The following is an 11,624-nucleotide window of genomic DNA, read 5'->3' as shown; positions in this document are numbered from 1 at the left end:
ATCCACTGGCCCTTGGCCTTGAAGTCGATGGCGCTGGCGCCCGTGGCAACGCCGAACACAAGGCCGGCCGCCAACAGAAGAGTAGCGATCTTTTTCATGGTTATCCTTCCTTTCTTTTGCCCCGCTTGGGACTATGGTTTCTTACAAACGCCTATGGAGCGGTTTCCCGCTTCGGTGTGAATATATGGAAGGGCTAAACACTTTGCAAGCCCTATCGTGCAAAAATTTTTACCAAAAAAGAGCAACTTCAGCTCAATATTGCATATCTATCTATATTTAAGCAGGTTAAATAAAATCTAGATATAAAAAAAATTTCCGACGCATACCTGTCACAGTGTCATTTTTTGCAGAACGCATCCAAATTTCCGCGCTGCTGGCTTACAATCTGTCAAAGGGATGCTGGTTAAAAAATTTTTCACCGTCTTTTTCTCTGCCGCCGCAGATGCAAATCTGGACTTTCCCTGCCTGCCACCGTTTCCAGAATGCAAAACGGCCATGCGCATCTCCCCAAAAGCGCATGGCCGTGAATAGCGGCAAATAATCAGGCGTATTGCTAAATCACACTGCTAGATGGCAGCATCCAGGGGGAACCACAGGGGTTTCAGAAAGTGCAGGCGGCAGGTTTCTCCTTCCTGCGGGCCTCGGGCGTACCGCCCCTTCTGCACCCGCACGCTCTGCTCGCCCACACGCACCTGATAGTCGAGCTGTTCGCCCAAAAAGGTACGCCTTTCCACAATGCCGGGTACGCCGCCTTCATCCACAAAATCAATTTCGTTGGGGCGGCTGGCAACCACGCCACGCCCGGCCTGAACAATGGCGGCATCAGGCACGCACCCCGCCGGAAAGTCGGCGCTCACGCCGTCAAGCTGCATATGGCTTGCCGTTACCGCCATTTCCGTAAAGTTGGACAGCCCGATAAAGCTGAACACAAAACGGTTGGCGGGCCGTGTGTAGACCTCCAGGGGCGATGCCACCTGCTGCACCACGCCGTTCTTCATCACCAGGATACGGTCAGAAAGCGCCATGGCCTCCGACTGATCGTGAGTCACATACATGATGGAGAAGCCGTAAATCTTTTGCAGTTCCTTGATCTCAAAACGCATTTCTTCCCGCAGATGCGGGTCAAGGCTCGAAAGCGGTTCGTCCAGCAGCATGACTGAAGGATTGATGGCCAGCGCCCGGGCAAGAGCCACGCGCTGCTTGCCACCGCCGGAAAGATCCGCAGGGCTTTTTTGCGCAACTTCCAGCAGGTTGGTATGCCGCAATGCATCCGTGGTGCGCTTGTGCAGCTCCGCCGAGCCTATCTTCTTGATGCGCAACGGAAAAGCCACGTTTTCATACACGCTCATGTGCGGCCACACGGCAAAGGCCTGAAAAACCATGCCGAAATCTCGTTTTTCAGGCGGCAGATAGTATTTTTTGGCGCCGGACGAAAGCAGCTTGCCATTCACGCTGATTTCACCCTCGTCCAGATCCTCAAAGCCCGCCACCATGCGCAGGGTCGTGGTTTTGCCGCAGCCCGACGGCCCGAGCATGGAGAAGCATTCGCCGTCGCCTATCTCGAGATTCAAGGAAGAAACAGCCTTAACCTTGCCAAAATACTTGCTAACATTGCTGAGTGTAATGGACATAATCAGGCCTGCCTGGACTTGGCGAAATGGTTGATAATGCTCTGCCCCGTCACGATAAGAATGAGGGCAATGCCGGCCAGAGCCGCCGAGGTCACGGTTTCGCCGTCTTCATTGAGGGTGTAGATGGCCACGCCGATGGTGCGGCTGGTTGTGCCGTACAGCATGACCGAAACCGTCAGCTCTCGCAGCGCAGGCAAAAAGATCAGGAAGAAAGCCGCAACCATGCCGGGCCGCACCAAGGGCAGCACAACATCGCGCAGGGCCTGCCACATGCTTGCGCCGCAGGCGCGGGCCGCCTCCACCAGCGAATCGTGCACCTGTTCCAGCGCCGCCGAGTTGGCCTTGAGCGAAAATGCCATGTACCGCGCAATATAGGCGATAAGGATAATCCAGATGGTGTTGTAAAGATTCACGCCAAAGCGTCCGCTCCAGGCCAGTATCACGCCAAGGGCAATGACCGAACCGGGCACGGAAAACGGCAGCATGCCCAGAAATTCCAGAAAACCCTTGCCCCGCACCTGCATCTTTACAATGACGTAAGAAATCATGACGCCCGCAAACATGGTGATGGTGGCGGCAGCCAGCCCAAGGCCGATGCTGTTCTTGATGGCCTGCTGGGTCTGGTCCCACTCAAAAAGCACGTACTTGTAGTTGTCGAGCGAAAGATTCTCCCAGGTGATGGGCACGCCGTAGGTTTTGAGCCCGCCCACAAGAAAGATGGTCACTGTGGGCAGCACAATGGTGATGGCGATGTACAGCAGGCAGAATACAAACAGAGGCGTGCGCAGACCGCGCAGCTTGAGCTCCATGGGCCGGAAACTCTTGCCCCCGATGATCTGGTATTTGCCGGAACCCAGCACCTTGCGTTGCAGCCAGATAATCAGGCCCGCCGTAACAACCAGCACCGAGGCCAGCACAGTGCCGGTGCGGATGGAGGCAAAACTGCCCGCGCTCTCATGAATGCGTTCGTAAATCAGCGTGGGGATGTTGTAGATGCCCACCTCGATGCCAAGCACAGCCACGGTGCCAAAGTGCGCCATGGAATACAGCATGATGAGCAGCGCGCCCGAAAGGATGCTGGGCAGCACCAGGGGCAGGGTTATCTTGCGGGTAATGGTAAACAGCCCCGCGCCCGAAATACGGGCCGATTCCTCCAGGGTGGGATCCATGCGCTCAAGAGCGCCGCACACCTGAATGAACACAAAGGGGAAAAGATACATGGTTTCAATGGAAATGATGCCCGCATACGAAAAGATGTTGAACAGGGCGTCTTCCGCACCCGTAACATCGCGCCAGAGCCTGTTGATGTAGCCCGCGCGGGGCGAGAGCAGCATCTTCCAGGCCAGCGCGCCAATGAACGAAGGCAGCATGAAGGGCACAAGAAACATGCTCTTCATAAAACCCTTGTAAGGAATGTCCGTGCGCGTCACCAGCCAGGCAAAGAACGTCCCTACGGTGGTGGCGCAGAGGGTTACGCCGCTGGCGATAAACAGCGAGTTCATCAGGGCCTGATAGGTTTCGCCCTCGCTGAGGGTTTTTACCAGATCCGCCGCGTTGAACTGCCCGTTTACAAAAAAGGCGTTGAAAAAGATGAGCGCCACCGGCACCACGACCACGATAACCAGAATAGCAATGGAGAGAAGCAGAATCACCTCTGCCACGCCCCACGAACGCTGTTGTCTGACTGCTTGCATACCTGACCGCCAAATTTGGAGTAATCCTGCGCCCTCTATCCTGCCCGCCGATTGTCCGGCACGCTGCGCGGCGCTGCTGCAAAATCCAGCCTAGCTGAACCAATGGGCCCCACGAAGATTGATGACGCATTCGTCCCCATCGTGCAGCAAGAGGTCGCGTGCCAGGGCCTCGTGGGTGTCCACCGCCGTGCGCACCTGCTGGCCGCACACGTCAAGCTGATAATCGGTAAACGCGCCCAAAAAGCTGGCACGGCGCACCGTTGCCCGCAAACCCTGGCCCTGACGGCCCAGTTGCACGTCTGACGGACGAAATCCCACCCGTACCTCGCCAGCAAGGCCAGCCTGCGGCGCAAGGGGAAAAACATGCCCGTCAATGGTCGCGACCCCGCCGTCCACGGTTGCCCGCAAAAAATTGCTCATGCCCAGAAAGGAGAAAACAAATTCATCTGCCGGGGTGGCAAAGAGCTCTTCCGGCGTGCCTATCTGGCGGATGGCCCCCTGCTCGTCCAGCAGGGCCATGCGGTCAGAGATGGCCAGCGCGATTTCCTGATCATGGGTGACATACAGGATGGTCACGCCCAGATTTTTTTGCAGCGCCTTGATTTCAAAGCGCATTTCTTCCCGCAGGTTGGCATCAAGGTTGTTCAGCGGCTCGTCCAGCAGCAAGAGGCTGGGCTGGGCCACCAAGGCGCGGGCCAGGGCCACCCGCTGCTGCTGCCCGCCCGAAAGCTGGGAGGGAAGGCGATCTTCCATGCCGGTGAGGTTCACATCGTCAATGCTCTTTTGCACCAGGGCCGCAGCCTCTGCGGCATCACGCCGGGCAATCTTGAGGGGATAGCCCACGTTCTGGCGCACCGTCATGTGCGGCCACACGGCATAATCCTGAAACACCACGCCAAGGCTGCGCTGCTCGGGCGGCAGGGCCGTGCCGCTCTCGGCATCAGCCACCACTTCGCCGCCAATGCTCATGCGCCCGGCATCCAGCGTTTCAAAGCCTGCCATGATGCGCAGCAGCACAGTTTTGCCGCAGCCGGAAGGCCCGATGAGGGTGAAGCATTCGCCGTCCCGCACCGCAAGAGATAAATCCTTAAGAACCGGGTGGTCGCCAAAGGATTTTGATATGTTTTCAAGAAGTATTTCTGCCATGAAAATTCCCGCTTGCGCTGTGCGCTGTCGGGCAGCGCCTGTCGGTTTCTCTCCGGCAAGCTCGCCCGTGGCTGATTCAGACCTCCCGCGCGGCGTAACCGCGCGGGAGCAGGACGCGAAATTGTAACGTTTCCGCCGCTATTTCGACATCATAATGTCTGTAAATTTCTTAACAGTGGCTTCTTTTTCGCTCAAAATATGCTGGTAATCAATTTTTATGCCGCGTTCAAAGGCCTTTTCACTGGTGGGCAGGCCAAATTCCGCCGGAGGCACAATACCCTTGCGCACAGGCAGGGTTCCCTGATCGGCCAGAATTTTCTGCCCTTCTTCTGAAAGCAGAAAGTCCACAAACTTCTTGGCCGCTTCCAGGTTGGGGGTGCCCTTGAATATGGCTGCGGGGCTGGGGATCACCAGCATTTCAGGCGGATAGACCAGGGCAAGGTCTGCGCCCTTCTTGATTTTGTCGTTTACAATATAGTCCACGCCGATGCAGGCCAGAAGGTCGCCGGAAGCAGTGTCGTCAATGACCTGGCCGGAGCCCTTGCCCATGCGCGCGCCGTTTTTATGAACATTTTCTATGTATTCCCAGCCAAACTTGTCCACCAGCAGCTGAATGCTCATGTAGGAGGTGCCGGAAAGCGCCGGGTTGGCAATGCCAAAGGCCTTTTTGAACTCGGGCTTCATCATGTCGCTCCACTGGGCGGGAGCTTCCTTCACGTGGCGCTTGTTGAAGGCGATGCCAAGCGTGCCCAGGCGGATTGCCGTGAACGATCCGTCAAAATCCGGGAAAGGATTGATGACGTTCTTCAGCTCGGGGGATTCGTATTTTTCCAGAATGCCCTCGGACTTCATGTTAAAGAAGTCAGGCACTTCGCTTGTCCAGATAATGTCGGCCATGATCTTGCCCGACTGGCGCTCGGTGGCGATTTTCGCCATGAGCTTGCCAGCGCCAGCGGACTGATAGTCCATAGCGATATCAGGATATTTTTTAACAAAAGCCTCTTTGAGCGAACCAATAATAGATTCCTTCATGGAGGTGTAGACCACCAGTTTTTCGGCGGCAAAAGCCGAAAATGCCGAGCCCGCCAAAAAGACGGCAGCAAAAAAGAGAATGCTGATTCGTTTCATCTGTCATTCGCTCCTTTTGAATGTTCGCTGAAAACCGATCACGTTCCGACCAATTCTTACATCCTGGCGGAATTTTTCTCAAAGGTAGCCAATGCAGGCGATGAAGACAATGCGTTTTTATCCTGTTGGTACTTCTGTCAGTCCAGTATCGGGCAAGCCCCCCTCAAGACGGTTCCGAAACATTTCCATGCGTGGTAGCGTTCTCTATCCGCCGTCGCAGCAAGCGCCCGGCATGGGCCTGCCAGCGCAGGCCCCCACACAAACCAGGAGATTGTCATGACCACGGTTTTCGGAACACTGGACCATGTGCTTCTGATGGCCCCCGGCCCCAGCCCGGTTGCGGCCAACGTGCTTGAGGCCATGAGCCTGCCCACTCTCGGGCATCTCGACCCTGACTGCATCAAGGTTATGGACGCCCTGCAGGAGCAGCTTCGCGCTGTGTGCAAAACACGCAATGCCGTGACGTTTCCCATCTCGGGCACGGGCTCCGCAGGCATGGAAGCCTGCTTTGTCAACCTGGTGGAACACGGCGACAACGTGCTTATCGTCAACAACGGCCTGTTCTGCTCTCGTATGGTTGAAGTGGCCTCGCGTCTTGGCGCGCTGGTAGACACTGTGGAATGCCCATGGGGCGCGCCCATCTCTGTGGACGCGGTGAAAAAACAGCTGACGCAGAAAAATTACAAGATTCTTGCCGTGGTGCATGCCGAAACATCCACCGGCGTGAATAATCCTGTGGCTGAACTCGGCGCGCGGGTCAAAAACAGCGACACGCTCTTTCTGGTGGACAGCGTGGCCGGGCTGGGCGGCGTGGATGTGCGCGTGGACGAATGGGGCATCGACGCTTTTTACAGCGGTTCGCAAAAATGCCTTTCCACCCCTCCCGGTCTCGCGCCCGCCTCGTTTTCCGAGGCAGCCATGGAGGCCATGGCGCGCCGCAAAACCAAGATACCCAACTGGTATCTGGATGTGCCGCTTATCCGCAAATACTGGGAAGGCACACCCCGTACCTATCATCATACCGCACCCATCAATATGTACTATGGACTGCATCAGGCCCTGGACAACCTGCTGGCCGAAGGCCTTGAGGCTTCGTTTGCGCGGCATCAGACCATGCACGAAAGGCTCAAGCAGGGCATGGGCAAGCTTGGCTTCAAGCCCTATGTGACCGAGGGGGCCGCGCCCCAGGTCAACCTGTTTGTGCCGCCCGAAGGCGTGGACGCCAATGCCCTGCGCGCCAGCCTGCGCAAGGAGCACAAAATTGAAGTGGCCGGCGGCCTTGGCGCGCTTGCTGGCAAGGTGCTGCGCGTTGGCGTCATGGGCGAAGGCGCGCGCGAAGAACCCATTGACCGCCTTGTGGCGGCGGTAGCCGCCTGCCTGTAGTACGTCAACTTCCCTGCCCCCCGGCCCATGCCTGTGCCCCTTATTGCGCCCAGGTTGCCAGCCGGGGGGCAAAACGCGCAGAGCGTCCTCCGTCTCCCGAAGCCTCAGGCACCGCCTTGGCGACAACTCCGCCCTTCCGGGCAGCGTTTGACTTTTTCCCGAGCAGCACCCTATATTGAATACGTTGGCTTCCTTTGACGCAGGATGCAAAGGTCGCTCTTGGTTCCGGTTTGTTCATGACCGGAGCCGTACCACCATGGAGACATTCACAACCTTTGGCAGCGCTCCCACGCCAGGAAGACCGGGGAAACCGTCACATGAAGACACTTCGCCTCCGCCTTTCCCTGCTGATGCTTCTGCTCTGCTGCCTTTTTGCGGCTCTGACGCCAACGCAGACTGCCGCTGATGCCACAACCACGCAGACCAGGCCCGCCGCCCCGGCATCTCCATTCAACGATCAGGCAGGCTTGCCGCTATACCCGCCGGAAGAAGAGCACTCCTTTGCAGCTCGCATTGACCGGAGCATAAACTGCTCAATTCAGAAGCGTCCCTTCAAGGTTGTTGGCGGCCTCATCGCCTTTTTTCTGGGCGTCATCATTTTTCTGCTCTACTGCCTGGGCTGCAAATGCAGCCGCATCTGTCGCATGGAAGCCCAGATGAACAAGGATGATCTGACCGGCCTGCCCAACATGGAAAAATTCAAGGTGCTCTGCGACAGCCTCATAACCACCCAGGTCACCTCTGACTACATGCTGCTTTCCGGTGATATCTGCCAGTTCAAGACAATCAACGACCAATTCGGTTTTGGCATGGGCGACAGCCTGTTGCAGGCCTATGCGGCAATTTTGCAGCGCAACGTCCTGCCAGAAGAGTGCTGCGCCAGAATATCCTCTGACCTCTTTGTTCTGCTCTTGCGGTTTGATACCTGGGAGCAGCTTTCGGGCAGAGTCCGCGAAATGGACAGGGAACTGGACGAGTGGCGGCGAAGTCAGGCGCTGCCCTACACGGTGCGTACCGTCTACGGAGCCTACCGCGTACCCAGGGAGCAGGAAAGGGACATGCAGCTGATGCTGGATCTGGCCAACTATGCACGGCTGGAAGCCAAGCGCTCGTCCGGCATTCCCATGGTGCTCTACAACGAGCACATGCGGCAGGAGGCTCTGCTGAGCCATGAACTGAACGGCAAGCTGGAAGACGCCCTGACCAACGGCGAAATGCAGGTGTGGTATCAGGCCAAGGTAGACATGCGCACGGGGGCCATTACCGGCAGCGAGGCGCTGGTGCGGTGGAATCATCCCTCACGGGGAATGCTGCTGCCGGGCAGTTTTATCCCCATGTTTGAACGCAACGGCCTTGTGACGTCCATTGATTTCTTTGTATTTGAGCAGGTCTGCCGCAACCTGCGCAGCTGGAAGACACGCAACCTTCCGCCGCATACGGTTTCCTGCAATTTTTCGCGGCTGCATTTTGACCGCCCCCACTTTACCCAGCGGCTTGCGGATATTGCCGACCGCTATTCCGTGCCGCGCCACCTGCTGGAAGTGGAAATCACCGAAAGCGCCATCATGAACAACCCTGAAGCTGTCTGGCTACAGATTGTTCAACTGAAGGAAATGGGCTTCAAAACGGCCATTGACGATTTTGGCGCAGGCTATTCCTCCCTTGGTATTGTGCAGATGCTTGATGCGGACTGCCTCAAGATAGACCGCAGCTTCATCCAGCGCGACCTGCCGGGGCACCGGGCGCAGATCGTGCTTGGCAATATCATTCGCCTGGCTTCGGATCTTGGCATGAATGTCATCAGCGAAGGAGTGGAAACAGCAGAACAGTCTGCCATTATCATGAAGCTGGGCTGCTACACGGCGCAGGGCTTTTTTTACGCCAAACCGGAGCCTTCGCACGAATTTGAAGCAAGGCTCGCCATGCAGGGCTTGTAAGCAGAGCCGCTGTTTATCAGACGTGCACACCATACTGCCCGATGCAGCAAGGCCGCCCCGGCTGCCCTGATATCAAAACCTGATGCCAGGCCTGATGTCATGGCGTGATGTCAGCCTTCTGCCCTGTCCTTCATGCTTGCGCTGATAAGATCCATAAATCTGCGCGTCTGCACATCCGCATCATACGAACGCAGCACAGTTTGCCGCGCATTACGCCGCACATGCCCCAGCTGCGGAGCCCGCGCCAGCACATCGGCCAGTTTTTGCGCCATGTTTTCATGATCCCAGAAATCGCACAAAAAGCCGTTTACGCCGTCCTGCACCACTTCGCGCACAGGCGGCGTGTCCGATGCCACAACCAGTGAGCCGCAGGCCATAGCCTCAAGCAAGCCGGTGGAAAACACATGCGGCGCGGCCAGATACACATGCGCGGTGGAATGTTGCAGCATGGCCCGGTATTCCTTGAGCGAACGCGCGCCAAGCAGGTGCACGCGCGCCCGGAAGCTCTGATCAATGCCCAGAATATCCACCGCGCGGCGCATGGCCTTGCCTGTCTCGGTGCATTCGGCTGGCGTATCTGCGCCGTTGCCCGGCTTGCGCCCAGTCTGGGCAATATCAAGCCAGGCCAGCACCACCAGGCAGTTTGGGCGCAATTCGAGCAAGCGCGGCAGACACTTGCGGAATTGGTCAAACCCGCGCGCCGGGTCGTGCATGGGGCCGCAGAAGGTCACCAGCTCATTGCTTGCGCATCCCCAGGAATCAGCCACGCCATCGCCTGCGGCATCGCCATCCTTTTTTTCCTCGTTGGGCATAAAAAAGCGTGTATTGATGCCGCTGGGCACAACCTTTATGTCGCGTTGCAGCGCGGGGGGATACTGGGCGCGCTGCCAGAGGGAGGAGGTGACGGCAAGCTGGCATTCGCCCAGCGCGTTGTATTCCCACAGATTGCACACCCGCAAGGGGGCAAAATCCGCCGGGGGGCGGGGGTTGCCACGCGTAAAAAAGCAGTGGCTCTCGCCGTTGTTGTAAAACCAGTCGCCCTGAGCCACATAAAAAGCCTTGGGGAAGATGTCGCGCACGTAAAAACTGCCGCCCATGCTTGCCGCAGCACAGATAATATCTGGGACAAAACCGTTTCTCCGCAGCGAAAGCAGGGCATTGCCCGCCCGCGCGCCACGCCGCAGGCGCGTCACGATTTCCTTTTCTGCCGGGTCATCGCTTTCATAGGGCGCGGGGGGCGCCAAACGCAGCCGTCGCACACCGGGAATGGCAAGTTTTTGCCCGGTCTCTGCAAGAAACAGCACGGTATTGTTCTGGGATGCGCCAAAGGCCTGGGCAAGGGAACGGAAGCGGCCAGGAAAAACAGAATTCAAAAAAAGAATGCGCATTGTTAACCCCTGTACCAATTAGGCGCTGTTTGTCTGAGGATCGCCAAGCAAATTCTCCAGAAAAACCATACCTTGCTCTGTTTCCAAAAAAGCCCGCAAAGAACCAACAACCGAGGCGTCATACTTGGGCGGAGTTTCAGACAGGATATTCAGGGCATCTTCCGTACTGTGCGCCTCACGGTAGGAGCGTGGCCGCATAAGTGCGCAGAAGGTATTGGCAACCGCCAGAATACGGGCGTTCAGGCAGATGCTCCCATCGTTGAGGGCCAAGGGGTAGCCGCTGCCGTCCAGGCGTTCGTACATCTGGGTGATGGCCTCCAGCACAGGCAGGCCAAAATCAATGTCTGCCAGTGCCTCGCGGGCAAATTCCACATGCTGTTGCAGCAATGCCCGTTCCTGTGCCGAGAGCGCGCCTGTCTTGGTGAGCAGATCCTTGGGCAACTGGATCATGCCCACATGCGAGAGGTTGGCTGCCGTGCGCAGGGTGGCAAGGGTTTCCGCGTCGTTGCGGCCAAGCCCGCAGGCCAGGGAAACCGCCAGCTGCGCGGTAAAGGCCGACTGCCCGCGCAGATAGGTATCCACGGCCTCAATGGCCTTGACGAAAGCGTTGACGGTCTGGGCGACCATTTGCTGCGAACGCTGCTGCGCAACGGCGATATCCGTCATGTCGCTGTACACGGAGACCATGCCCGAGAGCCGCCCGTTTTCATCCCGAAACGGAGTGCAGGAGGTAAGATAATAGCGCAGTTTGCCATCCACCAGCAGGGCTTCGGCAAAGCTGAAGGGTTCGCCCGCCCTGTGCACGGCCAGCGTATGGGTTACGAGGCTGCGCGCAAGTTCCATATCCAGCTCGGAGTATTTCAGTCCGCGCAGCTGCGTGGCTTTTTCCCTGCCGCACAAACGGGCAAAACTCTGGTTGGCGTAGTGGATGACGCCGTTCAGGTCGTTGAGCACAATGCCTGCCGACAGGGCGGAATTTACGCCGTCCATGATCTGCTTTTGCTGGTTGACCACCAGATAGAGCTTGTGCATCTGCTCCGCCACAGCGCGCTCGTTACGGCTCACAAGGCTCCACCACAGGGCGGCCAGCAGGCCCCCAGCCAGCGCCGCCATGATCAGTGAAGCCACAACGACGTTCTGCTTTGTGCCAGAAAATCTTTCATCAATGCGGCTCACGGGCAAGGTCTGCTCCACAAGCCAGGGCAGGTTGGGCACGGGCAGGGCAAGCCCGTATATCTCGCGCTCGCCTTCCGGCAGGCCGGGATCAATACGTGTGCCGAGCGGCAGTTTTTCATCATGCAGCGACCAGCCGGGCAA

Annotated in this window: 8 protein-coding genes; 2 read left to right on the top strand and 6 right to left on the bottom strand. The window is 57.6% G+C overall.

The genetic code is table 11. The features are described from left to right. Positions 1–566: 566 nt before the first annotated feature. From VEZ52_RS10745 to VEZ52_RS10730, 4 genes are all read right to left on the bottom strand, one after another. A complete protein-coding gene (locus VEZ52_RS10745; protein ID WP_324836804.1) occupies positions 567–1,631 on the bottom strand; it encodes an ABC transporter ATP-binding protein in 1,065 nt (354 codons plus the stop codon). 2 nt (positions 1,632–1,633) lie between these two features. After that, a complete protein-coding gene (locus VEZ52_RS10740) occupies positions 1,634–3,325 on the bottom strand; it encodes an ABC transporter permease (protein ID WP_240824836.1) in 1,692 nt (563 codons plus the stop codon). Positions 3,326–3,415: 90 nt separating this feature from the next. Continuing rightward, a complete protein-coding gene (locus VEZ52_RS10735; protein ID WP_324836803.1) occupies positions 3,416–4,471 on the bottom strand; it encodes an ABC transporter ATP-binding protein in 1,056 nt (351 codons plus the stop codon). Positions 4,472–4,609: 138 nt separating this feature from the next. Continuing rightward, the gene (locus VEZ52_RS10730) at positions 4,610–5,599 is read right to left on the bottom strand and encodes an ABC transporter substrate-binding protein (RefSeq protein ID WP_324836802.1); all 990 of its coding nucleotides are present in this window, start codon (positions 5,597–5,599) and stop codon (positions 4,610–4,612) included. Between the two features lie 276 nt (positions 5,600–5,875). Here VEZ52_RS10730 and VEZ52_RS10725 point away from each other — a divergent pair, with 276 nt between their 5' ends. Together VEZ52_RS10725 and VEZ52_RS10720 are read left to right on the top strand one after the other, a co-directional pair. After that, a complete protein-coding gene (locus VEZ52_RS10725; protein ID WP_324836801.1) occupies positions 5,876–6,982 on the top strand; it encodes an alanine--glyoxylate aminotransferase family protein in 1,107 nt (368 codons plus the stop codon). A 317-nt stretch (positions 6,983–7,299) separates the two neighbouring features. Then, on the top strand, positions 7,300–8,919 hold the full coding sequence (locus tag VEZ52_RS10720) for a bifunctional diguanylate cyclase/phosphodiesterase (RefSeq protein WP_324836800.1): 1,620 nt from the start codon (positions 7,300–7,302) through the stop codon (positions 8,917–8,919). Positions 8,920–9,029: 110 nt separating this feature from the next. Here VEZ52_RS10720 and VEZ52_RS10715 read toward each other — a convergent pair whose 3' ends face one another. Continuing rightward, positions 9,030–10,307 carry a glycosyltransferase gene (locus VEZ52_RS10715; protein WP_324836799.1) on the bottom strand — a complete coding sequence of 426 codons (1,278 nt, stop codon included), beginning with the start codon at positions 10,305–10,307 and terminating at the stop codon, positions 9,030–9,032. Between the two features lie 18 nt (positions 10,308–10,325). Then, positions 10,326–11,624 (bottom strand): HD domain-containing phosphohydrolase (locus VEZ52_RS10710; RefSeq protein ID WP_324836798.1); only part of this gene is annotated, 1,299 nt, incomplete at its 5' end.

It is taken from the genome of Desulfovibrio sp. (genome assembly GCF_035644575.1).
In the GTDB taxonomy this organism is placed as follows: domain Bacteria; phylum Desulfobacterota; class Desulfovibrionia; order Desulfovibrionales; family Desulfovibrionaceae; genus Desulfovibrio.
The sequence above is the reverse complement of the archived record's forward strand: the minus strand, read 5'-3'. Positions and strand labels throughout refer to the sequence as shown.

Bases quoted from the DNA above. Each gene is read 5' to 3' on its own strand.
- VEZ52_RS10745 (WP_324836804.1), bottom strand. From the start codon at position 1,631: ATGTCCATTACACTCAGCAATGTTAGCAAGTATTTTGGCAAGGTTAAG.
- VEZ52_RS10740 (WP_240824836.1), bottom strand. From the start codon at position 3,325: ATGCAAGCAGTCAGACAACAGCGTTCGTGGGGCGTGGCAGAGGTGATT.
- VEZ52_RS10735 (WP_324836803.1), bottom strand. From the start codon at position 4,471: ATGGCAGAAATACTTCTTGAAAACATATCAAAATCCTTTGGCGACCAC.
- VEZ52_RS10730 (WP_324836802.1), bottom strand. From the start codon at position 5,599: ATGAAACGAATCAGCATTCTCTTTTTTGCTGCCGTCTTTTTGGCGGGC.
- VEZ52_RS10725 (WP_324836801.1), top strand. From the start codon at position 5,876: ATGACCACGGTTTTCGGAACACTGGACCATGTGCTTCTGATGGCCCCC.
- VEZ52_RS10720 (WP_324836800.1), top strand. From the start codon at position 7,300: ATGAAGACACTTCGCCTCCGCCTTTCCCTGCTGATGCTTCTGCTCTGC.
- VEZ52_RS10715 (WP_324836799.1), bottom strand. From the start codon at position 10,307: ATGCGCATTCTTTTTTTGAATTCTGTTTTTCCTGGCCGCTTCCGTTCC.